Here is a 23190-nt window from a genome sequence, read left to right as displayed (position 1 = left end):
CGATGACGACGCGTTCAGGAGCGCAGGAGCGGCAGCAACAGCCGAAGCCGCCGCTCCACGCTCTGCTCACACGGGCCAGGGACATCGCGCTCGAGGGACTGCACCGGCAACTGGCCGACGAGGGGTTCGAGGGGATCCGGTACGTCCACGGCTCGGTCTTCCGATACATCGACCCCGAAGGCTCGCGGCTGACCACGCTCGCCGAACGCTCCGGTCTCACCAAGCAGGCGCTCGGCGAACTCGTCGGCGACCTGGAGGACCACGGTTACCTGGAGCGGATCGCCGACGAGGCCGACCGCCGCGCGAAGATCATCCGGCTCACCGACCAGGGCAGGATGGCCCAGGCCGCAGCGGCCCGGATCCTCGCGGACGTCGAGCAGCGATGGTCACGGCTTATCGGCAGGGACCAGGTCGCCATGATGCGGCGGACCCTGGAACAGATCGTCGCCCTCGAAGCGGCCGGCACTCCGACCCCGCCCCCGCCGCAGTAGGCGTACCGGCACGGCGCCGGGTGTACCGCGCCGGGCACTGGTGGATCGCCGGGTCGGCGTGCTGCCGCGGTGTACGGCTACTACCGCGTCTCCACCGCCGATCAGAATCCCGACCACCGGATCGACGTCCTGCGGCGCGTCGGCGTGGCGGCCGGGAACGTCTTCGGCGACACCGCCGGCGGCGCCAAAGCATCCCGGCCCTCATCATCTACCGCGAAAAGACCGCAAATCGGCCGGATCGCCCTTGGACTGCTCAGAGGATTCTCCGGCGCGCTCGCATGACGCTTGAATCCCTCCGATGAACGCCGTCGTCCGCGGCCGTTCCCGGTCCGCGACAGGAGGTCGCCCTGGACGCGCTCGTCACCGGCCACTGATTCGGACGCCTGGTCGGCGGCCGGTGACGAGCGCGTTGGCGCCCCCCGACTTCGGTAAGGGGCGTCCACTGCGGACCTTGGTGATCGGGCCTTCGCATCAGCCGGAAGCGGCTCCGGCGCACGTGTCGTCTCTGACGACGCCTTTGTGGTGGATCACCCGAAGATCGGTCGTCGCGAGTGACCGGCTAACGGCCGACCCGGGCGTCGTCGATGTCAACCGGGAGGACCGGCTTGCCGTCCACCGGGGGTGTCGGGCCTCCCGGAGCGGGCTGGATGCCACCGGCGGCGATGCGGTCCAGGACGGCGAGCCCCGCGGCGTCGACCGTCCCGAAGATCGTGTAATTGGGCGACAGCCCGGAGTCCCCGTAGACCAGGAAGAACTGGCTGCCGTTGGTGTCCGGCCCGGCGTTGGCCATGGCCAGTACCCCGCGCGCGTACGTCTTCCGCTCCCCGGTGGGGGTGCCCGGCCACGGCGGCAGATCGACGGGCAGCTCATCCTTGTACCGGTAGCCCGGGCCGCCCTCGCCGGTGAAGCCGGGATCGCCGCACTGCAGCACCTTCAACCGGTCGTAGGCGGTCATCCGGTGGCACGAGGTGACGTCGTAGAACTTGTGCCGGATCAGATGCACGAAACTCTGCACCGTGCACGGCGCCTTGGCCGGGTCGAGGGTGAGCCCGATGTCACCGTGGTTGGTCTCGAGGACCGCGGAGACCCGCCGGGTGGGAGTACGACGCGGGTCCGGCGGCAGCGGCACCTTGCGTACGGCCGGCTCGTCCGGAGTCTCGGTGTAGTGGCACGGGCCCTTCGTCGTCCTCGGCGGCCCGCCTCCGGCCGCATCCGTGGCCGCCGAAGCGGGCACTGCCCCGAACGCGGCCAGCGAACCCGTCATCGCTGCGGCTACCGCGGCACGGGCCGCGAGACGTGACAACGCTCTGTCAGACATGGTGTCCTCCTGGAGGATGATCGACGGGCTCTCTGTGGTCTATTCGATCTAACCGATGCCGTCAAGAGCGCAACGCGGTGCCGCCGATCGCACCGCCCGGATGCCCTCCGAGCGGTCGATGAGCGCGACGCCGTGGCGGTCTCGCCCCTCCAGCCCGACCGCCGACGCCGGATCTCTCCAGGTGAGGAGCCTTCAGTCCTTCACGCGCCCTCGCTCACCTCGATGGCGGCGGCGGGGCAGACGGCGGCGGCCTCGCGGACCAGTGCGTGCTGGTCCGCGCCGGGCTCGGGTTCGAGCAGGATGACGATGCCGTCGTCCTCACGCTGGTCGAACACCTCCGGCGCGATCAGCACACACTGGCCGGCGCCGCAGCATTTGACCTCGTCCACGATGACTTTCATGCGGAGTTCCTCTCTGTTGGTCGGGTGTGGCGGTGCCGGGTCACCAGCGGACCGGAACCGTGCGCAGGCCGCCGACGGCCAGCCCTTCCACCCGCTCCAGCTCCTCCACCGGTACGGCCAGCTCCAGGGCCGGAAGCCTGCGCAGCAGTACCTCCAGCACGACCTGCAGCTCGGTGCGGGCCAGTGCCTGGCCCAGGCAGGAGTGGGCGCCGGCGCCGAAGGACAGGTGCGGGTTCGGGCTGCGGCTCAGGTCCATCTCGGCGGCGTCCTCGAAGGCGCTCTCGTCGCGGTTGGCGGCGGCCATGCTGCACACCACGGTGGTGCCCCGGGGCAGGACCGTGCCGCTGACCTCGGTCTCCTCGGGCAGGTAGCGCGGCAGGCCGAAGCCGGAGTTGGCGTCGAGCCGCAGCGTCTCCTCCACCGCCGTGCGGATCAGCGACGGGTCGGCGAGCAGCGCCTCCCACCGGCTGCGGTCGGCCAGCAGCATGGAGACCATCTTGCCGATCATGTTGGCGGTGGTCTCGTGCCCGGCGACCAGCAACGCCATGCCGGTGACCAGGATCTGGATGTCGGCCAGCCCGCCGTCCTCGGGGCCGCCGACCGCGATCAGCTCACTCAGCAGGTCCTCACCCGGTTCGGCCCGCTTGGCGGCGAGGTGGTCGGACATGTACTGGAAGAACTCGCCCTGGGCGGCCTCGATCTCGGCCTGGGTGTAGCGGGTGAGGTTGAGCAGGGTGTCGGACCAGTAGGAGAACCGGTCCCGGTCCGCGGCCGGTACGCCGAGCATGTCGCAGATGACGTACACCGGCAGGGGGAAACCCAGGCCGGCCTTGAGGTCGCCGGGCTGGCCGCGCTCGACCATGTCGTCGATGAGCCGCTCGGCGATCTCCGTCATCGAGGGCCGCAGGGCCGCCATGCGCTTGGCGGTGAACCACTTGCCGACCAGGCGCCTCCAATGCTGGTGCTCCGCGCCCCCGTCGGGGATGATCGTCGATATCTCGCTGTTGAACACCCCGCCTCCCTCCGCCGACAGCCTGGCCGCGTCGGGCGCGTTGAGCTGACGGGTGAAGCGCGGGTCGGCGAGCACCTGCTTGACGTCCGCGTAGCGGGTCAGCAGCGTCGCCTGGTCGCCGCTGGGCAGTTTCACGTGTGCCACCGGGCACGTGCCGCGCAGTTCCGCCCATTCGGCGGGCGGCTCCAGCGCCGTGTCGTTCGGGATCGGGTAGCTCAGAACCTGCTCGTTGAGGCTCATTCGGCATCTCCTTCTATACGGATGGTCGGTCACCTGCGAACAGGCCGCTGATCGGTGCTGTGCGCCGGGCCGCCTTCGGCGATGCTCACCCCGGCCGCCGCCGCGTTCAGACCGGAGGCCGAGGCCCCGACGATCAGGATGCTCCCGGGCGAGGTCACGGGGCGTCGCTCAGGTGGAGGGCGGCGGCCCGGCCCACACGTGTCCGCATATGGCTCGCTCCTCTCAAGCATCCCTTCTCAGCGAGGTTACCCTACACATGTAGGAAATCCTGCATATGTAGCTTGGCGGTAAGCTGAGAGGCGTGGCCACGACCAGAGACAGCACTCCCCCATCGGGCGACCGGCGCGTGCGCCGCACCCACGCGGCCCTGGCAAGCGCGCTGATCCAGCTCGTCGAGGAGCAGGACCTGTCCCGGATCAGCATCGCCGACGTCGCCGAACGCGCCGGAGTGAGCCGCTCGACCTTCTACGACCACTACCGGGACGTCCACGAGCTGGCCGAGACCGCCTGCACCGCGATGATCGACGCCTTGATCGGGTCCCTGCCCGCCCCTGGCCCCGATTCGGCGGATCCGGCGCCGGAGGCGACCCAGTCGCTGGAGGCGTTCTTCACCAGCCTCGCCCAGCATGCCGGGCTCTACCGCGCCCTGCTGGGGCCGCAGGGCAGCGCACGCCTCGTCGACCACATCCGCCGCCGCCTCGCCACGGCCGTCCATGACCGCATATACCAGGCCGCTTCCGGCGGCGATCTCCCGGAGCGCGCCGGCTCGCCGCCGGACACCCCGCACGACGTCCCGGCGGTGTTCACCGCGGGGGCGCTCATCGGCGTGGCCGCCGACTGGCTCCAGCGCGGATGCCCGCGGCCACCGGCCGAGATGGCCACCCTGACCTGGCCGCTCTTGAGCGCGCTCTACCACGTCGACGCCGTCACGCTCACCTGAGGCCGCGCCCGGCTGCCGGCTCGCGCCGCGCTTCGCCGACCCGGGCGACCGGCGGTTCCGACCGGACCCGATCGGTGCCACCCGCCGCCGCGCCCTCGGCGAGGCGATCGGAGTGGCCGGCGATGGAGGTGATCGTTCCCGTTGGCTAGGATCTGCACCGGTCGTCGCGCACCTCGCCGTGGCGTCGGGAGGGATCGCTGACATGTCGACGCTGCTTCATCTGGATTCCTCGGCTGATCACTCGACATCACGGTCGCGGGCCATCACCGCGGCTTTCGCCTCGGCCTTCCGTGATGCCGAGCCGGGCAACACGGTGGTCTACCGCGACCTGCACGCCGACCCGCTACCGCACCTGGCCGACGCGAGCCTGCACTGGGCGGCACGCCTGCGGTCGGCGGACGCGACCCCGGAACCAGCCGCCGAGGACCTCCAGCGGCGTCTCATCGCCGAGTTGCTGGGGGCGGACGTGCTCCTGCTCGGCGTCCCCCTGTACAACTATTCGCTGCCCTCCAGCCTCAAAGCCTGGCTCGACCATATTCACGTCCCGGGACAGACGGCGCCGTCGGCGATCTCAGGCGCCCCTCTGGCCGGTCGCCCAGCGGCGCTGGTCGCCAGCCGGGGCGGCGACTACGACAGTGGAACGGTGAACGAGGGGCGCGACCACGCGACCCCTGTCCTGGAGCTGATCCTGGGGGAAGAGATGGGGATGGCCGTCACCGTGATCACCACCAGCCTGACCCTGGCGTCCAGCGTTCCCGCGCTCGCCGGGCAGACCGGCCGTAGCGAGAGTGAGTACGCGAACGCCCTGCGGCTCGCACGTGACCTCGGCGAACAGCTCGGTTCCGGCACGACGGCGTTTCGACGGTGACGTCATGGGCCCGGGCGCGGACGCGGCCCGCACGCCGGGCCGCAGTCCCGTCAAGTCCCACCCCGGGGCCGGATGAAGGTGCGGGCACGCGTTACGAGGGCCGGATCAGCGAAAGACCAGCTCGTACTCGACTTGCTCGATGAGGTTGCCGTCACCGAAGTCGTGGCCGCGGACCGCACCCGACTCCACGAAGCCGCTCTTGGCGTAAAAGCGGCGCGACTGAGGCGTGTCACGTAGCGTCCACAGATGGACCCGCCTGAAGCCTTCCTCGCGGAGCCTGCCCAGGGAAGCGGTCACCAGGGCGTTCGCCACACCGGTCCCCCAGCCGTCCGGGTGGCCGTAGAAGCCGAAGATCTCCGCCGACTCCAGCCGCGTCGGCGAGGAGCCGAAGTAGGAGAACGCCAGCCGTCTTCCGTCCAACGCGGCGAGCATGGCGGTGCCCTTGCCCTCGGCGAGCACGTCGTGCCATCTGCCGCGCCGCCGCCGTACCGCTTCGGCGAAGAACTCCGGGGCGAAGAAGGGGGCATAGGCGGCTCTCCAAGACTCTGCGTGGATCTCACCCACCACGTCCCCATCCTCTGGAGAAGCTTGGACCACCGTGAAGACTCTGGACACAAGATCACAGTACTGGCCCCGGACAGCTTCTGCAAATAAAGTGCATTTGCAATCTATGTGCAATAAGAGATCGACCATCACATCGGGGGTCTTCGCCGTTGATCGAGCCCAACCGCCGGCAACGCCCGTGGTCGATACAGCTAGCGGCCCACGTACGTGATCATCGCCGGGTGGTCGACCTGGACGGCGCCGTTGTAGCAGGTGACGTATCGGATCCTCACGGCCGTGGAGTACGGCTCCCAGGGGGCGAACAGGTTGCAGAACTCCGGGCCGTAGCCGAACGCGGTGACCTGGACGCTGTCCCGGTATCCGTTGGCGTCGCCGAAGATCACCTGTTTCCTGGCGACCGCGTACCTGCTGAGCTGCACACCCGCGGACCGCGAGTTGTAGCTGACCGGGTAGGGCGTCGGCACGTAGACGCCCGGGGTGTCGGGGGCGTTGTCGAAGGTGTAGGCGAAGCGGTACGACGAGGGTGTCCATGTGATGGCCCGCTGGCGGTGGTAGGTCAGGCTCCACCCGGTGTTCAGCGGCGTGCCGGTGGCGTCGTAGCAGCGCACCAGGATGCTCTGCGCGGCTGTCGTCGCGTTCCACCCGCCCAGCTTGCAGCGCGCCGGTACGGCCGGGTCGACCGCGGTGACCTGGATGTTCCCGGCATGGCCCGCCGAGCCGAGCCCCGGCAAGGTGACCCGCCACGATCCCGGGGCCGTCCACGGCTCGACGGTGTTCACGGCGGTCGGCGCCGAGGAGTTGAACGCCGCGGCCACCGCGGAGCCGTCCCAGTGCACGTACCCGAACGCCTGGGGCGCGGGCAGGTACTGGGCGCTGTGCCCGAAGGTGACGGAGAACCACGAGGCGATCGGGCCCACGCCGTACCGGTGGCACTGCACCGCCACGATCTCGTCGGCGCCCGACTGCCACCAGTCCTGGACCTGGCACCAGTCGGCGGACTGGGAGATCGCCGTGACGTGGGCGACTCCCCCGGCGGCCATGCCGATCTGCGGGAACTTCACGAACACCTGGCCTGGGCCGCCCGGGGTGGCCTCGACCTTGAGCCCGTCCGGCCACGAGCCCACCTGGCGCATGGAGTCCACGACGGGGCCGTGCCTGACGACGGCGAACCCCCAGCGGCCGGGCTCGGCCGCCGTGGCGGCCGTGGCGGCCGAGGCGAGCCCGGTCGCGGCCAGGGCCGCGACGAAGAGCGTCCGTATGATCGCTGTCCATAACCGGCGCATGTCATCCTTCATCCGCGTCGGAGTGGTGGTCGTGAGCGGGGATGGCGCGCGTGTGCCCTCCGGCTCTTGATAACCCGCCGGCCGGCCGTTGAGAAGGCCCAATTCGGGTGCGCGGGCGCCGGGTGCGGGTCCGGCCGGTCGCCCGCCGACGCGATGACCGTCCGCCCGGGGCTCTGACAACCGGGGCACCCGTACAGCGGATCACCGGTGGCCGCTTCAGGTTCACCTGAACCCACCCGCCCCCGTTGGCGGTCTCGCAAACTCGGTATCGCCCGGAATGGCCCCAGCCGAGACGGTCGTGCCGGGGTCTGCCGGCGGTTGTGTGGTGCGCCGCGTACGCCGGACTTGCCGACACCGTGGCGGTAGGTGACGATCAAACGTGAGGCGTTCCACCCCCAAGCGATGTCTCGTAATTCGATTTGGCGGATTTGGCGGATTTGTTAGGGTGCCCGGGTGTCTTCCCAACACGCCCTGCTGCCGCGCTCGACACCGGCCGCCTCGGGGATGTCGTCCCGCGCAGTTACCGCGCTGCTGGACCGGCTCGAAGCACGATCCGTCGAGTGTCACTCCATCATGGTCGTGCGCCACGGTCACGTCGTCGCCGAAGGCTGGTGGGCGCCGTACTCGGCCGGACGCCCGCACCTTCTCTACTCGCTGACCAAGTCGTTCACCTCGGTCGCCGTGGGGCTCGCGATCGCCGACGGACTGCTCTCGCTGGACGATCGGGTGGTGGACGTGTTGCCCGACCACGTTCCGGCCGGCATCTCGGAGCAGGGACGCCGCCTCACTGTTCACCACCTGCTGTCCATGACGGCCGGACACCGCACGGACAGCCTCGCCGAGGCCTGGCAACTGGAACCGGGCGACCTGGTGAAGGGCTTCCTGCGCGTACCGTTTCCCGAGGCCGAGGGAACACGGCATGCCTACGACAATCCGACCACCTTCATCCTGGCCCGGATGGTGGAACGGGTCACGGGCCGCGGCCTGCCGGAACTGCTCGACGAGCGCCTCTTCAAGCCGATGGGCGTCGACCACGCCGAATGGGACCGGGTGGCGAGCGGTGCCGTCTTCGGATTCCACGGACTGCACCTCACGACCGAGGCCGTCGCCGCCTTCGGTGAACTGCTGCTGCGCGGAGGCCTTTGGAGCGACCGGCGGCTCGTCCCGCGCGAATGGGTGGAGCTCGCGACCAGACGGCACATCGATACCCCTCGATTCGAGGACGGATCGGGGGACGCCGACTACCTTTGCGGGTACGGCTACCAGTTCTGGATGTCGCGTCACGGTTACCACGGTGACGGCGCCTTCGGCCAGCAATGCGTGGTCGTCCCGTCGCACGATCTCGTGGTCGCCGTGACCGGCGCCCATACGCAGGCACAGGCAATGCTCGACGCAATATGGGAGTGCCTGCTGCCCGGCATGGACCACGCGGGAAGCACCCGGGACGACGAGGTCCTCGCCGATCGGCTGCGGCGGTTGTCATTCGCGCCGGTGCCGGGTTCGGCCGCCCCGGAGCGTTCCGTCAAGGCGGGAGTCGACGCCTCCGCCGAGGATTCGGCTCTGCCCGACGGAACCACGGTGATCGTCGATCCGGTGGACGGTGGATGGCTCCTGAGACTCGGGTCGTTCCTCGACGTCGAGGTCGGCCACGGCGAATGGCGGGAAAGCTCGCCGCTCGGCCGCCCTGTCGTCGCGGCCGGCGCCTGGCAGGGCAACACGTTCGTCGCCGAGCTTCACGTCATCACCACCCCGCACCGGGTCCGGCTGGTGGTCGACGCCGACGCGGGCACAGCGGTGGCGACGTGGAACATCGTGCCCCTGACCAGCCCCAGTCTGACGTTGCATCTGCGGTCGCCGCTGATGACACGGCCCGACGTCGCGTAGGTGGTATTGGCTGGGCTCCCAGGTGTCGGCCTGGTTCGGACTCTGATTGATCATCGATGGATGCAGGTGTCGTCGGCCTCCCGTCCGGAGTCGATCCACCCGTTCATCGGGCTGCAGCCGGCCCGGTCCCACCGACTGGCGCGCCTGATCGCCCGACGTGGCGGTGACACCATCGTCCACCGCACCAGCGGCGTCAACCGGCAATCGGCCGGCTGCCCCCGAAGACCGACCACGGGCAACGCCCGATCGAGTTACGAGACATCACTTAGAGGAGCACCCGTGTCCGACGTCAAGGCCGAGCTCGACCAGCTGATGCGCACCTTTCTCGGCGCGTTCACCAACACCGGCGGCAGCAGGCCGAACGTCGAGGTCGTCCGTGAGGTGTTCATTCCACAGGGAATGATCATCAAGAACGTCGGGGCCGAGCCCGTGATCTACGACCTCGACTCGTTCGTCGCGCCTCGGGAGAAGATCCTCACCGATGGGACGCTGACCGAGTTCTCCGAATGGGAAGTCGCCGAGCGGACCGAGATTTTCGGGTCGATCGCGCACCGGTTCAGCGACTACCGCAAGTCCGGTTTCCTCGACGGCGAGTGGTTCGAGGGCTCCGGCCGGAAGACCACCCAGTTCGTCCGGACACCTGCCGGCTGGAGGATGAGCTCGATGGCCTGGGATGACGTGTAGGGGGCTCCCCGAGCCGCCCCGACAACAGCGCCTGGCTCGGCCCTGACATCCGTGGCCGCCGAGGCGGCCCGCAGCCGGAAGGTGCTGTCGTCGGGCGCGGGTGAGCTGGACCCGCGCAACCGGCGGACCCGCGTGCGGCGCACGGGCGGGGGTGGTCGGAATTGTGGGGTTTTCGCAGATCAGCGCATCGCACTCAGGACGCGTTCGACCTTCTCGCCCGGGTACGGCGTTGTCCGATCGACGCCGAACAGGTCCCAGTAGAAGTCGTTCATGGCCGCCGCAACGGGTGCGTACCGGCGGAGCACCGCGGTGACGGCCGGCGGAGCACCGGCAGGGACCACACCGGCCGCGCACGCGCGGATGTACTCGTTGCGCTGTACCGGTCCGCCCTCTCGTTGCGCCGCCACCCCGCAGACGTTGGTGACGAGCCAGTTGACCAGCCGCATCAGCGCGTAACCCATGTCATGGGTCCCGTTGCGGTCCAGGAATCCGATCTCCTGCGGGGACAGGTCGAATCGAGGGGAGGCCGCCAGCCCGAAGTCGGCGATGTACAGACGCCGGCCGTCGGTGAGGATGTTGCCGAAGTGGGCGTCGAAGTGCATCAGCCCATGGCCGTTCATGAACGCCACATCGGTCGGCAGGCACGACTCGACCATGGCGCATGCCGCTACCGCAGCGTCCTGGCCGGCGGTGAGCTGAGCGGCGAGCCAGTCATCGAGGGTGTGCGGGATGAATTCCTGAAACAGCACGATGCTGGCCGAGGCCCGCGCAAGGGCCTGCAGGCGTCGCCGTACCGCCGGCGACCCGTTCCAGTACCGCACGACGGCCTCGACGTCGGCGTGCTCCTCGGTCGGCGGCGGCGCTCCTGGCAGCACCCGCCAGTGGTACAGCAGCGGAAAGGCGGCACTGCGCCCAGACAGTACCCAGTTGGTCGTCATGACGTTGGCGGCAAGTTCACGCCAGGCACCGAAGCTCGGCGAGCCGACTCCGTACTGGCAGAACGGGGGCAGCCCGAACAGGTTCGCCGTGGACATCACGTTGTCCGCATGGCGCTCCACGTCGGTCAGCGGTACCCGTTTCGCGAAGACCGGCACGCCGGCGATGTCCAGCAGAGCCGAGGTGCCGCCTATCCCCGATCCCAGACCCTGCGCCTGCTCCAGCGACTCGGCGAGCTGCCGGTCGCTGCGCAACGCCAACGCGCTCGCCACATCGCTGTATCTGCCGACACGCTCACCTTGAGACATGTCCACCTGTGCACCTCGCAGCTCCGACAGCAGGCATCCTTCATGATCGACTCGCTTGGTCAGACCAGCTGACTCGTTCACGCCCCCACCAGCCAATCTCATTATCGATAATGATAGCGTTGTGCTGTGAGCACTTCGAAAGAGCGCTGGACCGAGCTGGCGCTGCACCCCGTGCGCATCCGGATCCTGGGCGCCGCCGCCGGCGGCCGCCGTACGCCGTCCGACCTGGCCCGTCTGCTGCCCGACGTTCCCCAGGCGACGCTGTACCGGCATATCGCCACTCTCGCCGGGGCCGGAATGCTGAACGTCGTGGAGGAGCGCAAGGTCGGAGGCGCGACGGAGCGGGTGTACGCGCTGCCGGAGGGCGGGGTGACGCCGGCCGCCGAGACGCTGGCCTCGGCCTCCCCCGAGGACCACGCGCGATATTTCACCGCGTTCGTCTCCAGCTTGCTGTCGGAGTTCTCGCGCTACCTCGCCAGGGGGAACATCGACCTGGCGGCCGACGGCGCCGGCTACCAGCAGACGGTGCTGCACCTGGACGACGAGGAGTTCATCCGCTTCGCCCAGGGCTTCGCCGAGCTGGTGCGCCCCCTGCTGGCGAACGAGCCGGGAGGCGACCGGGTGCCCCGCCTGCTGGCGACGATCCTTCTTCCTCTGGCGAAAGGCTGACCCATGGCGACTGTCATGATCACCAATGGTTCGATCACCATCGAGTTCGGCGCGTGGGAGCGGATCTTCACCGGGCGGGCCCGGCACACCGTCCCCTTGCCGGCCGTACGGCAGGCGGTCGTCACCGATCAGCCCCTGCACATCCCACGCGGCGCGAGAAAGGGACTGACGGTGTCGGGTCACACCAAGATCGGCGTTTGGGGCATCTACGGTGGCCCGCGCCAGCTGGTGTCGGCCAACCGCAACCTGCCCGGAGTGCACCTGCTGCTGGACCGCGCGAGCTCCGGCGGCGAGTTCGACGAGGTGGTCCTCTCCATCCCCGACGCCGGCCGGTTCGTCGAGGCCATCAGGGCCGAGGCCGCGTGACCGGCATTCCGACTCCGCCGGCGACGGGCAGCCCGAAGCGCTCGCCCGCCCGTTTCGCCACGAGACCGCCCAGCAGCCCCCTGCCCCTCCGAGACTGAGGACGAGTCCCGTCACGGCCTCGCGACCGGCGGTCATCATCGCACTGACTCCCTTTCTACCAAAAACCACGCATCACTCATCAAATAGGATGATGCATTGGATAGGTAGCAAATATTAAATACCGCCTTTTAATGGGACTATCGGCTCCGCCAAATCCCCACTGTTCACCATGAATGTGATGTGACATATTACGCGTGACACCCCTCCTTTCCGGAAGGAAATCCCCCTCACGTGCGTAAGCTCATCACCATGCTCGCGGCCGGGCTGGCGGGGACGGCTCTGGGCGCCTCCGCGCTGCCCGGTCCCGCCTCGGCGGTCCCGGCCCCCAAGCCTCCCGCCGCCAAATCCGGTGACGGCCGGCACTCGGCTGCGATCAGTCCGTTCGCCCTCGAAGAGCAGTCTCTTCGCACCAAAGCCATGAAGCAGGCGCTGACCGCCCCCCAGACGAACAAGCTCTCCTCGGGAAAGGTCAAGGTCGGCGACCGGTACGTCGAACTCGCCCTCGAACGCAAGGACAAGATTTTCACCGTGCTCGCCGAATTCGGCGACAAAATCGACAACGCGACCCTGCATAAAGGAAAGATCCGCTACGGCGGCGTACCCGGCCCGCTGCACAACCGGATCCCCAAACCCCAGCGGAGCTACGACAACCACACACTCTGGCAGCCGGACTTCAACCGGGCCTACTACCGGGACATCTATTTCAACGGCTCCCAGGGGGCCAACTCGCTCCGCAACTTCTACCGGCTCCAGTCCGCCGGCCGGTACGACTTCGACGGCTACGTCTCCGACTGGGTGAAGGTTCCCTACAACGAGTCCCGTTACGGCACCCCGCGCTGCGACAGCGGCCTGGACTGCGACCTCCCCCTGTTCGATTTCGTCAAGGACTCCGCCAACGCCTGGTACGACGCCGAGCGCGCCAAGGGCCGCAGCGTCGAGGACATCACGGCCGAGCTCAAGTCCTATGACGTCTGGGACCGCTACGACCACGACTTCGACGGCGACTTCGACGAGCCCGACGGCTACCTCGACCGGTTCCAGGTGATCCACGCCGGCGTCGACGAGACGTGGGGCGGCGGCGCGCAGGGCGAAGACGCGCTGTGGGCGGTCAACCACGACGCCTACTGGAACACGCGCGGAAGCTCCGGCCCCGCGGGCAACCTGCGTGGCGGTACTCAGATCGGCGACACCGGCATCTGGGTCGGCAGGTTCCTGACCGCCGGCGAGAACAGCGGCGTCGGCCTGATCGCCCACGAGTACGGCCACGATCTGGGCTTACCCGACCTGTACGACGGCGGCGGGAGCAACAGCGTCCAGTTCTGGTCGCTCATGTCCAGCGCCTCGTACTTGAGCAAGAAGAACGGGCAGAGCGGCGAGTACCCCGGAGACCTGGACGCCTGGAGCAAACTGCGGCTCGGCTGGCTGTCCTACGACAGAGCCGAGGCCGCCACGGCGTCCACTCACACCCTCGGCGTGAGCTCCTACAACACCACCGACCCACAGGCCGTCATCGTCGACCTGCCGCCGCGCCGGGTCGACACCGAGCTGGTCCAACCTGTCCAGGGCTCCTACCAGTGGTGGAGCGGCAAGGGGGACTACCTCAACGAGACACTCACGCGCCAGATCGACCTCACCGGCGTGACATCAGCGGCCCTGACCGCCAAGGTCTGGTACCAGATCGAGCAGGATTTCGACTACCTCTACGCCGAGGTCTCCGAGGACGGCGAGGTCTGGACGCCGATCGGCGGCACCGTCGGCGGGCAGCCGATCCCGAGCGTCAACGGCGTCCCCGGTATCACCGGCCTCAGCGGCTGGACGGACCTGGTCCTCCCGCTGGACGCCTACGCGGGCAGGAGGATCCAGTTCCGGTTCCGCTACTTCACCGATACCAACACCACCGAGAACGGCTTCATCGTCGACGCCGTCACCGGCGCCGTCACCGACGACGCGGAGAACGGCGACAACGGCTGGACCGCGGCGGGCTTCAGCCGCGTCGGCAAGATCGCGACCAAGGAGCACCCCCGCTCCTACATAGCCGAGAACCGCCGCTACACCGGCTATGGCGCCTACCTCGAAACCGGTCCCTACAACGCCGGCTTCTCCAACAACCCCGCCCGGCGCGAGATCTACGAGCACTACCCCTACCGGGAGGGTGTCCTTGTCTGGCTCTGGGACACCTACTACACCGACAACGCCACCCGTAACCACCCCGGCGAGGGCATGATCCTGCCGATCGACGCCCACCCGATCCCTCTGCTCTGGAAAGACAACAGCATGGTCAACGACCGGGTCCAAGGCTTCGACGCCCCCTTCGGCCTGTCCCCCACCGGCCGGTTGGCCCTGCACAGGGACAGCGCCAGGACGATCTTCCCCTCGCTCCCCGCCACCCCGGCCTTCAACGACCGCAGCGGCGTCTACTGGTACAGCACCAACCCCTTGCGGGGCGTCCGGCCGCCCGACACCAACACCGAGATCAAGGTGATCCGGGAAGCAGCCAGGGGCCTTCGCGCCACCATCACGGTGGGCCCCGCCTCCTGAACAGGTGCGGGCCCGCATTTCACCGGGCCCGCACCCTTCCCTTTCCCCTTTTCCTGGAGAGGGCTGCTGCCTTCCCTGAGAGGGCTGCTACCGCGCCGGGCCCGGCATGGTGGCACGGAACCTGGCCAGGTTCTCCTCAGAGCTCCATCGCTCGAAGCCCGCCTTCTCCAGCACGCGGACCGAGGGCGGATTCGACAGTTCCACGTCGGCGTACACCGTGTGGACGTCCGGGGCGGTGCAGGCGAACGCTGTCAGCGCCCGGGTGGCCTCAGGGGCGTAGCCGCGGCCCCGCCGGGAGGCGACGACGCCGTAACCGATCTCGACGGCGCCGTCGCCGGGCGGCCAGAACAGGCCGATCGAGCCGACCACCAGGCCGGTCGAGCGCTCGATGATCTGGCGGTGGCCGTACTCGCCCAGCCATCCGGGGTGCTCTCCGAACAGGCCCGCGATGACGCGGTCACCCTCGGAGGGAAAGTCCTCGGCCCAGTGCGCGAGCCGCGAGCCGTCGAGGACCGCGCCGACCTCGCCGGGGGTCCAGGTCCGCAGGATGAGACGGTCGGTGCTCAGGTCGGTATCGGTCGGTGAGATGAAGGAAGACACGTGACACTCCTGGTCGTTCGGACGACCGGGCCGCGCTCTAACCTCGCGCGGACCGGACAAGGGCATGCTGAACACAGCCGATGGCAGCCATATTCATCAACCTCCCTCACCAGGTAGTGATCACGCCTATCACGCGCCGCCGTGACGCTACCAAGCCCGGCCGGCTGAGACAACCCGTGCAGGCGACCGGCGGCGTCAGGCCACCGACCTTCTAGACCGCCTGCTTCTCGGTGGCCGCAGCGGGCCCCTCCTGGGAGGCCGGCGCGCCGGACGCGGGTGCGGGCCCGGCAGCGGAGCGACGGGTGAGTTCGGGGAGAAGGGTGAGGATCCCGAGCGCGGCCAGAGCGGCGCCGAGCCACAGCGGGGCTCGCAGCCCGAAGTTGTCGATGGCCACTCCTCCGGCGAAGGAGCCGATGATGACGCCGAGGGTGATGAAGGAGGAGTGGACGGTGTTGACCAGTGGCCGGGCGTTGCCGGTCCGCTGGACGCGGACGGCCATCGCCGGGTTCATGGTGACGCCGACCAGGCCGATGCCGAGCATGAACACCACGGCGGGGACGGCGAGGTGGGCCAGCAGCGCAAACCCGGTCAGGAAGACCAGGTTCAGCGCCAGCCCGCACAGCTGGACGCTGACGGTGTGCCTGTCGGCGAGCCGCCCGACGATGCTGTTGCCGATCACGGTGGCGGCGCCGTAGGCGATGAGCAGGAGCGGGACGGCTCCGGAGCCGAACCCGGCGACCTGGGTGAGGATCGGGTTGAGGTAGCTGAAGGCGGAGAAGGTCGCGCCGATGATGAAGGCGCTGGTTGCGAACACCAGCCACAGCTTGGGATTCGCGAAGACACGCATCTCCTGCCGGAAGTCGCCGCCGTCGCCCTCCGCACGCTCCAGCCGGCGCATGCCGGCCGCCGTGGCGAGCGCGGCGAGGACGGCCAGGGCGCTGACGGCCCAGAAGGCGGCGCGCCAGCCCAGACGTTCTCCGATCAGCGTGGACAGCGGCAGCCCCAGCAGGGTGCCCACCATCAGCCCGTTCATGACCACCGCGATGGATCGGCCGCGCACCTGCGGAGGCGTCAGCTGGACCGCCAGTGAGATGGCGACTCCGAAGAACGCCTGGGAGGCGACACCGGTGATGATGCGCGCCGCCATCATCACCGGGTAGGAGGGAGCGGTCGCGGCCAGCAGGTTACCCACTATGAAGATCGCGAACAGGAGCATGAGCGCCGGCTTGGGGCGCAGTTTCAGCACCGCGAGGGTCAGGAACGGCCCTCCGGCGGCCATGGCGACCGCGAAGGCCGTGATGAGATAGCCGATCTGCGGGATGGTGGCGTTCAGTCCGTCGGCCATCTGCGGCATCAGGCCGGCGACGGCGAACTCGCTGGTCACCATGGCGAAGATGCCGAAGGCCAGCAGATATACAGCACGGGGCATGAGGGGCGCTCCTGTGTCGGCGAGTTTTACATCGATCGATGCAAAATTGGGGCATGCGAACACGCCGCGGCGGCCCGCGGTGGGTCAGCGAATATGGCGGGTCAGGGCGTCAGGGCGTCAGGGCGTCCACCGCCGTTGCCGCGATGCCCTCCAGGGCAGCGCGATCGGCTCCGCCCTGGGCGGCCACCCGGATCCCCGCGATCACCGCGTTGAGGAACCGGGCGAGCGAGTCCGGGTCTCTCGGAGAGGTGATGTCGCCGTCGCGCCGCCCGGCCGCGATGACGGCCTTGAGGGACTCCAGGCGCCGGGCCATGTCCCGGTCCAGCAGCCGGGCGATCTCCGGGTCGCGTCCGGCGAGTTCCACCGTGGTGTTGACGGTCAGGCAGCCGCGGCCACGGCCGTCCCGCCGGCTCGCGGACTCAACCTCGACGATTCCGGCGAACAGCGCGCGGATCCGCTCGACGGCCGACCGCTCCCGGTCCTCCAGGATCTCCAGTTGAGTGGCGGTCGTGCTGTCGATATAGCGGGTGAGCACACGGGCGAACAGTCCGTGCTTGCTTTCGAAGGCGTTGTAGACGCTGCTGCGGTCCAGGCCGACGACCTCGCACAGGTCCCTGGTCGAGGTGGCCTCATAGCCGTTCTCCCAGAAGGCCTGCATCGCGGCGTCCAGGACCCGGTCCTCATCGAATGTCCGCGGTCGAGCCATGCGGACACGCTACACGTTTTACATCGACCGGTGCAATTACGGGACCGCGGGCGACGGACCGGCCGTTCTCCGCGGCTGATCCCGCGAAGCGCCGGGAAACTTGGCGTAGACGCCGCCGACGCCGCCTCCTGACGCGGCTCGGCACGCGAGGCGCCACCGCTGACGCTCTGGCTCCCGGACGAACAGCGCGGCGGAAATGATGCGGACGGACGAAGCCCGCCGCTCCCACCGTCAGCAGGATGAACGGATGGCTGACCTCCACCACCTGCAGAGCCTGCTCGACAGCGAGGCGAAGTCCCTCCACGTCCCCGGTGCCGCCGTCGGCGTGTTTTTCGACGGCGCGGACCACGTCCTCACCACCGGCGTCACCAGCGTCGATGCGCCGGCCCCCGTAACCGGCGACACGCTGTTCCAGATCGGGTCGACCACCAAGACGGTCACCGCGACAGCGGTCATGCATCTCGTCGAGCGCGGCCGGCTCGACCTGGACGGGCGCGTGCGACAGTATCTGCCCGGCTTCCGGCTCGCCGACGTACGGGCCGCCGACGAGCTGACCATCCGGCACCTGCTCACCCACACCGGCGGGTTCCTCGGCGACATCGACGACGGCGAGAGCTGGGACACCTCGGCGCTGGCCGACTCGATCGGCGCCTACGACCGGCTGCCCCAGCTCTTCCCGCCCGGCGCGCTCGCCTCCTACAACAACGCCGGGTTCCGGCTGCTCGGCCGGATCGTCGAGGTCGTGTGCGGCGAGCCGTACGAGAACGCGGTCAGGCGCATCGTGCTCGACCCCCTGGGCATGAGCTCCAGCTTCTTCTTCCCGTGGGAGGTCGCGACGCGCTCGCACGCCGTCGGGCACGCCGTACGAGAGGACGGCCCGCAGGTCGCGCACACGTGGGGACTGTTCCGCGAAGGCATGCCCGAGGGCGGGCTGGTGTCGTCGGTGCGCGACCAGCTCCGCTACGCCGCCTTCCACCTGGGCGCGAGCGGCGAGGAGCCGGTCACGGCCGCCACCAGGGAGCTGATGCGGGCGGAGCACGTCCGGGTCGGGGTGCCGTGGACCGGCATCGGGCTGCCGTGGCTGCTGGGAGAGCAGGCGGGCGTGCGGCTGGTCACGCATGGCGGCAACATCGGCAACCTGCAGCTGTCCACGTTCGTGCTGGTGCCCGAGCGCGGCTTCGCCGTCACCACCCTCACCAACTCCGCGCCCGGCAAGGCGCTGGGCGAGCTGGTGACCGACTGGTGCCTGGAGCACCTGCTCGACGCCAGACCGCAGACCGTACGGCTGGCACTGCGCGAACCCGCGCCGGAGTACGCGGGCAGCTACGACGCGGGGCAGTGGACCTTCGAGATCGACGAGGAGCTGACAGCGCGATTCGTGCTGCGACCCGAGCTGGTGGCCGCGGGCGTGGAGGGCATGCCCGACATGCCGCTCGCGCTGGTCGAGGGCTGTGACGACGTGACGATCGCCACCGACCCGCAGCGGGCCGTCGGCCGCTTCCTGCGAGACGGCGCGGGTGAGGTCGCGTTCCTGCACCTGGGCGGCAGGGCGGCCAGGCGGATCCGCTGACTCCTCGGGGTGTGATCCGCAGAGGTTCGAGGACGGCCTCCATGGAGCGGCGGGCGGCGGCTGTGCCTCAGTCCCCCTGCCGCGAGCCACCCGTGTGGCGGCCGAAGGACCGCCGGTAGGTGGCGGGTGTGGCGTGCACCATGGAGTGGAAGTGCCTGCGGAGGTTGGTGGCCGAGGAAAGACCGACTCTGATCGCGATCGTCTCCACCGGGAGATCCGACTCCTCCAGGAGGGCCTGAGCCGCCGTGACGCGTTGGCGGAGCAGCCACCTGCCGGGGCTGACCCCGAGCTGCTCGGCGAATCTGCGGGCGAGTGTCCGCGGGGAGACCCTGGCCCGCGCGGCGAGGTCGTCAACGGTGAGGGGCTCGTGCAGCCGTTCGGCGGCCCAGTCGAGAACAGAGGCCAGGGAGTCGGGCAGGCGGCCGGCGGGGGCCTGCATGGCGTACTGGAGCTGCCCGCCCTCGCGGTGCGGGGGCATGATCATGTGGCGGGCGACCTGCGCGGCGTAGGCGGCGCCGTGGTCGGCGCGGACCAGGTGCAGGCACAGGTCGATGCCCGCGGCGGTGCCGGCGCTGGTGGCGACGTCGCCCAGGTCGACGTACAGCGTGTCGGGCTCGACCTGGACGTCGGGGAACCGTGCCGCCAGCTCGGCTGCCATCCGCCAATGCGTGGTCGCCCGGCGGTTGTCCAGCAACCCCGCCTGGGCCAGCAGGAAGGCTCCCGAGCAGATCGCGACGATGCGGGCGCCTCGCCGGTGGGCCTGCCGTACCGCGTCGATCACGGCGGGCGGGGCGGGCTGTTCGAGGCGCTGCCAGCCGGGGATCACCACCGTGTCCGCGGCCGCGAGCGCTGACAGCCCCTGGTGCACCACCATGTGGTAGCCCGCCAGCGTCGGCACCGCGCCCCGGTGTTCCGCGCATACCTCGAACTCGTAACGGGCGGGCAGACCGGGGCGGCGCGTACCGAAGACCTCGGCGGCGCACGCGAGCTCGAACGTGGACTGCGGCGGTAGGACCAGTGCGACCACCCGGTGAACACTCATGGCAGAAAAATACCTATGGGTGTCAATCCGGACGCTGGGCCGGAGTGGACACCTGCCACGACGATGAGGTCATGACGCACGATATTCAGATCCTGAACGTCGACGAGGTCGAACCCGTCGAGGTCGCCGCCGGGATCCTCCGGCGGCGGTTGCCGGCCACCGAGTGGGCTCGCGGCTGGATGTACGACTTCGCTCCCGGAGCCGAGTGGCCCGAGGTGGACGTGCACGACGGCGAGGAACGCTATTTCGTGGTGTCGGGCGAGTTCATCGACCGGGGGCACCGGCTCGGGCCGGGCAGCTACGTGGTGTTCGCGCCGGGCAGCACACACCGCCCGCGGACGGAGACGGGGGCACGCATGCTGGGCATCAGCATCCTCCCCCGGTAGCCGGTCCGCCACGGGAGACCGCACCGGTTGGGGATGGAGCGCAATGTCGTTGAAACCTTGCCCGCCGAGCGGCTCCCGGGCACCTGGCGGGAGGTAGGGCTCGGCACCTCGCCGGCCGGCTGCCTCCCGCCACCCATGGGGCGGCACCTGCGGTGACCTGCCGGTCTCCGCTGGATACGCCGACGGCTCCGGAGAGCGGGGTGAGGGGTGGACCTCCGCCATGACGGCAACATTACAAGTAAGTTTCAGAAAACTTGCTGAAAAGTCTTGCCGACCTTTCATGGATCGAGCATCGTTCTGCTCACGGACGGCCGTCCCCTCCCCAGCGCATCTTCGCTCTCGGAAGAAGGTCCACCCCCCATGGAACGAACGAGACCCCCTTTGGGGCGCAGGATCCGTAACGTCCTCTTCGCCGCCGCGGTCGCCGCGTGCGGTGTCACCCCGATGGCCGTCACGGTCGCCGCGCCTCCCGCGAACGCCGCCGTCACACTGAACGACAGCGAGGTGACGGCCAGCCTGTGGGAGTGGAACTGGACGTCCGTCTCGGCCGCCTGTACCGATCATCTCGGCCCCGCCGGGTTCGGCGCGGTCCAGGTCGCGCCGCCGCAGGAGTCGGTGAGCCTCCCCAACAGCGTTGACGGGGTGCACCCGTGGTACGAGGTGTACCAGCCGGTCTCCTACAAGCTCGAAAGCCGGTTCGGCAACCGCAGGCAGTTCGCCGACATGGTCACCGCGTGCCACAACGCGGGTGTCCGCGTGTACGTGGACGCGGTCGTGAACCACATGGCGGGCACGAACAACGCCGGCGGCGTAACCGGCTACGCCGGGACGTCCTTCACCGGCTACGGCTACCCGGCCGTCCCGTACGGGAACGGCGACTTCCACCACCCGGGTGACAACTGCCCGACTGGCGGCGGCATCAACGACTGGAACAACGAGTCCCAGGTGACCAGCTGCGAGCTGCTGTCGCTGTCGGACCTGTACACCGAGAAGGAGGACGTCCGCACCAAGATCGCCGGGTACCTGAACGACCTGATCGGGCTCGGCGTGGACGGCTTCCGCGTCGACGCGGTCAAGCACATGAAGAAGCCCGACTTCGCGGCGATCCTCGGCAAGCTGAACAACACCGTCGCGGAGAACAAGCGCCCGTACATCGCCCAGGAGATCTTCGACGGGGCCGGCAACGACGCCCTGAAGGCGCGGGCGTTCATCGGCAACGGCGACGTCCTGGACTTCGCCTACGCCAAGGGCGTCAAGGCCCAGTTCCAGGGTTCGATCTCCAACCTCGGGAGCATCGGGAGCTGGAACCTGGACGCGCCCGGCGCCAACGTCTTCGCCATGGTCACCAACCACGACCTGGAGCGCGACGGAGTCGTGCTGTCCTACAAGAACGGCAACGACTACAAGCTCGCCAACTACTTCGTGCTGGCCTACCCGCACGGCAAGCCGTCGGTCTACGACAGCTTCGCCTGGTCCAACCGCAACCAGTCCCCGCCGTCCGACGGCAGCGGGTTCGTCACCGACACCGCCTGCGGGAGCAGCTGGAACTGCCTGACCCAGTCCACCGGGATCAAGGGCATGGTCGGCTGGGCCAACGCCGCCAGGTCCGTCAAGACCGTCTCGGACTTCACGGCCGTCAACAGCAATGTGATCGGCTTCCACCGCGGCGACCGCGCCTGGATCGGCATCAACGACTCCGGCAGCGACAGCACCGCCGAGTTCACGACCGGCCTGGCCGACGGTGACTACTGCGACGTCGTCTCCGGCGCCGCCACCACCACCGGCTGCACCGGCACCAAGGTCACCGTGTCCGGCGGCAAGGCCACCGTCAAGATCCCCGCCAACGACGCGGTCGCCATCCACGTCAACGCCAAGGCGGACATCACCAAGATCGCGACGACCTTCAACGTCACCGCCGACCTCGAAACCGGGCAGACCCTGCACGTCGTCGGCAACGTCGCAGCCCTCGGCGGCGGCAGCACCGCGAACTCGCTCGCGCTGACCGCGAACGGCGACGGCACCTACCAGGTCGCTTCCGAACTGCCCGCCTCCACCGCGGTCTCCTACAAGTATCTGATCAAGAACGGTGCGACCGTGGTGGAGCAGGAGGCCGCCAACCGGTCCTTCACCACCCCGGCCGGCGGTACCGCCACCCGGACCGACACCTACCTGCCGCCGCCCGTCACCGACAAGATCGCCACCACGTTCACCGTCACCGCCACCGCTGCCGCCGACCAGAGCCTCTACGTCGTCGGCAGCCTCCCCGCCCTGGGTTCGTGGGCCCCGGCCGGCGCGGTCAAGCTGACCGCGCGGGGCGGCGGCCTGTACTCCGGGGTCATCGAACTGCCCAAGTCCACCGCGGTGGAGTACAAGTTCATCAAGAAGACCACCGCGGGCGCCGTGACCTGGGAGTCCGGCTCCAACCGGGCCTTCAGCACTCCCGCGGGCGGAGCCCACGCCGTCACCGAGACCTTCCGCGGCGACACCGCCTCGCAGAGCGCCGTCTCCTTCAACGCCAACGTCACCACCCACTACGGCCAGAACGTGTACGTCGTCGGCGACGTCCCCGCCCTCGGCGGCTGGAACCCCAGCCAGGCGATCGCCCTGTCCTCGGCCGACTACCCGATCTGGCGCGTAGCGGTCAACCTGCCCCCGAACACCGCCGTCGAGTACAAGTACATCAAGAAGAACCCCGACGGCTCCGTCACCTGGGAATCCGGCGGCAACCGCACCCTCACCACTCCGTCCGCCGGCACCCACACCAGCAACGACACCTGGAAGTAACCGTCCAGCCCCAGAGGGGTGGCCGGATCCGGGCGGGTCCGGCCATCCTCGCTCTCTCGCGGACGGCAGGGC

At 69.2% G+C, this 23190-nt stretch carries 22 protein-coding genes; 12 read left to right on the top strand and 10 right to left on the bottom strand.

The window, feature by feature from the left end:
* Positions 1-2: 2 nt before the first annotated feature.
* Both CA984_RS21980 and CA984_RS44855 read left to right on the top strand, forming a co-directional pair.
* Entirely contained in the window at positions 3-491 is a 489-nt protein-coding gene (locus CA984_RS21980) for a MarR family winged helix-turn-helix transcriptional regulator (protein WP_086575327.1), read from the top strand.
* A gap of 69 nt (positions 492-560) precedes the next feature.
* Positions 561-773, top strand: coding sequence for a recombinase family protein (locus tag CA984_RS44855; protein WP_108724608.1), 213 nt, complete (start codon positions 561-563; stop codon positions 771-773).
* 277 nt (positions 774-1050) lie between these two features.
* Here CA984_RS44855 and CA984_RS21970 read toward each other — a convergent pair whose 3' ends face one another.
* From CA984_RS21970 to CA984_RS21960, 3 genes are all read right to left on the bottom strand, one after another.
* Positions 1051-1809 carry a peptidylprolyl isomerase gene (locus CA984_RS21970; protein WP_108724607.1) on the bottom strand — a complete coding sequence of 253 codons (759 nt, stop codon included), beginning with the start codon at positions 1807-1809 and terminating at the stop codon, positions 1051-1053.
* A 200-nt stretch (positions 1810-2009) separates the two neighbouring features.
* Positions 2010-2210 (bottom strand): ferredoxin, encoded by a 201-nt coding sequence (locus CA984_RS21965; protein WP_086575324.1) that lies wholly within the window; start codon positions 2208-2210, stop codon positions 2010-2012.
* A 40-nt stretch (positions 2211-2250) separates the two neighbouring features.
* Positions 2251-3462: a cytochrome P450 gene (locus CA984_RS21960; RefSeq protein ID WP_086575322.1), complete on the bottom strand. Its 1212-nt coding sequence runs from the start codon at positions 3460-3462 to the stop codon at positions 2251-2253.
* A gap of 301 nt (positions 3463-3763) precedes the next feature.
* On the opposite strand from CA984_RS21960, the gene CA984_RS21955 reads away from it, so the two are divergent.
* Both CA984_RS21955 and CA984_RS21950 read left to right on the top strand, forming a co-directional pair.
* Entirely contained in the window at positions 3764-4402 is a 639-nt protein-coding gene (locus CA984_RS21955; protein ID WP_086575319.1) for a TetR/AcrR family transcriptional regulator, read from the top strand.
* A 202-nt stretch (positions 4403-4604) separates the two neighbouring features.
* A complete protein-coding gene (locus tag CA984_RS21950; protein WP_086575317.1) occupies positions 4605-5270 on the top strand; it encodes an FMN-dependent NADH-azoreductase in 666 nt (221 codons plus the stop codon).
* Positions 5271-5375: 105 nt separating this feature from the next.
* Here the strand turns inward: CA984_RS21950 and CA984_RS21945 are convergent, their stop codons facing one another.
* Both CA984_RS21945 and CA984_RS21940 read right to left on the bottom strand, forming a co-directional pair.
* Positions 5376-5837 (bottom strand): GNAT family N-acetyltransferase, encoded by a 462-nt coding sequence (locus CA984_RS21945; protein ID WP_207620975.1) that lies wholly within the window; start codon positions 5835-5837, stop codon positions 5376-5378.
* A 188-nt stretch (positions 5838-6025) separates the two neighbouring features.
* Entirely contained in the window at positions 6026-7117 is a 1092-nt protein-coding gene (locus CA984_RS21940; RefSeq protein WP_086575314.1) for a hypothetical protein, read from the bottom strand.
* 453 nt (positions 7118-7570) lie between these two features.
* Here CA984_RS21940 and CA984_RS21935 point away from each other — a divergent pair, with 453 nt between their 5' ends.
* The gene (locus tag CA984_RS21935) at positions 7571-9001 is read left to right on the top strand and encodes a serine hydrolase domain-containing protein (protein WP_207620974.1); all 1431 of its coding nucleotides are present in this window, start codon (positions 7571-7573) and stop codon (positions 8999-9001) included.
* A 279-nt stretch (positions 9002-9280) separates the two neighbouring features.
* Positions 9281-9685: a DUF4440 domain-containing protein gene (locus CA984_RS21930; RefSeq protein ID WP_086575309.1), complete on the top strand. Its 405-nt coding sequence runs from the start codon at positions 9281-9283 to the stop codon at positions 9683-9685.
* Between the two features lie 179 nt (positions 9686-9864).
* Here CA984_RS21930 and CA984_RS21925 read toward each other — a convergent pair whose 3' ends face one another.
* A complete protein-coding gene (locus tag CA984_RS21925) occupies positions 9865-10929 on the bottom strand; it encodes a protein kinase family protein (protein ID WP_086575345.1) in 1065 nt (354 codons plus the stop codon).
* Positions 10930-11055: 126 nt separating this feature from the next.
* Between CA984_RS21925 and CA984_RS21920 the strand changes: the two genes are divergently transcribed.
* From CA984_RS21920 to CA984_RS21910, 3 genes are all read left to right on the top strand, one after another.
* Positions 11056-11598, top strand: a complete 543-nt coding sequence (locus tag CA984_RS21920) for a helix-turn-helix domain-containing protein (protein ID WP_086575307.1) — start codon at positions 11056-11058, stop codon at positions 11596-11598.
* Positions 11599-11601: 3 nt separating this feature from the next.
* Positions 11602-11964, top strand: a complete 363-nt coding sequence (locus CA984_RS21915) for a hypothetical protein (protein WP_086575305.1) — start codon at positions 11602-11604, stop codon at positions 11962-11964.
* A gap of 330 nt (positions 11965-12294) precedes the next feature.
* Positions 12295-14601, top strand: coding sequence for an immune inhibitor A domain-containing protein (locus CA984_RS21910; RefSeq protein WP_086575303.1), 2307 nt, complete (start codon positions 12295-12297; stop codon positions 14599-14601).
* Between the two features lie 87 nt (positions 14602-14688).
* Here CA984_RS21910 and CA984_RS21905 read toward each other — a convergent pair whose 3' ends face one another.
* The 3 genes from CA984_RS21905 to CA984_RS21895 all read right to left on the bottom strand — a co-directional run bounded on the left by CA984_RS21905 (position 14689) and on the right by CA984_RS21895 (position 17336).
* Positions 14689-15201 (bottom strand): GNAT family N-acetyltransferase, encoded by a 513-nt coding sequence (locus CA984_RS21905; protein ID WP_207620973.1) that lies wholly within the window; start codon positions 15199-15201, stop codon positions 14689-14691.
* 211 nt (positions 15202-15412) lie between these two features.
* A complete protein-coding gene (locus CA984_RS21900) occupies positions 15413-16630 on the bottom strand; it encodes an MFS transporter (protein WP_086575301.1) in 1218 nt (405 codons plus the stop codon).
* Between the two features lie 109 nt (positions 16631-16739).
* Positions 16740-17336, bottom strand: a complete 597-nt coding sequence (locus CA984_RS21895) for a TetR/AcrR family transcriptional regulator (RefSeq protein WP_086575299.1) — start codon at positions 17334-17336, stop codon at positions 16740-16742.
* 247 nt (positions 17337-17583) lie between these two features.
* Here CA984_RS21895 and CA984_RS21890 point away from each other — a divergent pair, with 247 nt between their 5' ends.
* Positions 17584-18906 (top strand): serine hydrolase domain-containing protein, encoded by a 1323-nt coding sequence (locus CA984_RS21890; RefSeq protein WP_086575297.1) that lies wholly within the window; start codon positions 17584-17586, stop codon positions 18904-18906.
* Positions 18907-18973: 67 nt separating this feature from the next.
* On the opposite strand, the gene CA984_RS21885 is transcribed toward CA984_RS21890, so the two are convergent.
* Positions 18974-19948, bottom strand: a complete 975-nt coding sequence (locus tag CA984_RS21885; protein WP_086575295.1) for a helix-turn-helix domain-containing protein — start codon at positions 19946-19948, stop codon at positions 18974-18976.
* Positions 19949-20019: 71 nt separating this feature from the next.
* Between CA984_RS21885 and CA984_RS21880 the strand changes: the two genes are divergently transcribed.
* Both CA984_RS21880 and CA984_RS21875 read left to right on the top strand, forming a co-directional pair.
* Positions 20020-20334, top strand: coding sequence for a cupin domain-containing protein (locus CA984_RS21880; protein ID WP_086575340.1), 315 nt, complete (start codon positions 20020-20022; stop codon positions 20332-20334).
* Positions 20335-20694: 360 nt separating this feature from the next.
* On the top strand, positions 20695-23118 hold the full coding sequence (locus tag CA984_RS21875) for a carbohydrate-binding module family 20 domain-containing protein (RefSeq protein ID WP_086575293.1): 2424 nt from the start codon (positions 20695-20697) through the stop codon (positions 23116-23118).
* The last annotated feature ends 72 nt before the right edge of the window (positions 23119-23190 follow it).

Origin of the sequence: Streptosporangium minutum (assembly GCF_002149035.1) — a bacterium.
In the GTDB taxonomy this organism is placed as follows: domain Bacteria; phylum Actinomycetota; class Actinomycetes; order Streptosporangiales; family Streptosporangiaceae; genus Streptosporangium; species Streptosporangium minutum.
This window is presented reverse-complemented; position numbering and strand designations above follow the sequence as displayed.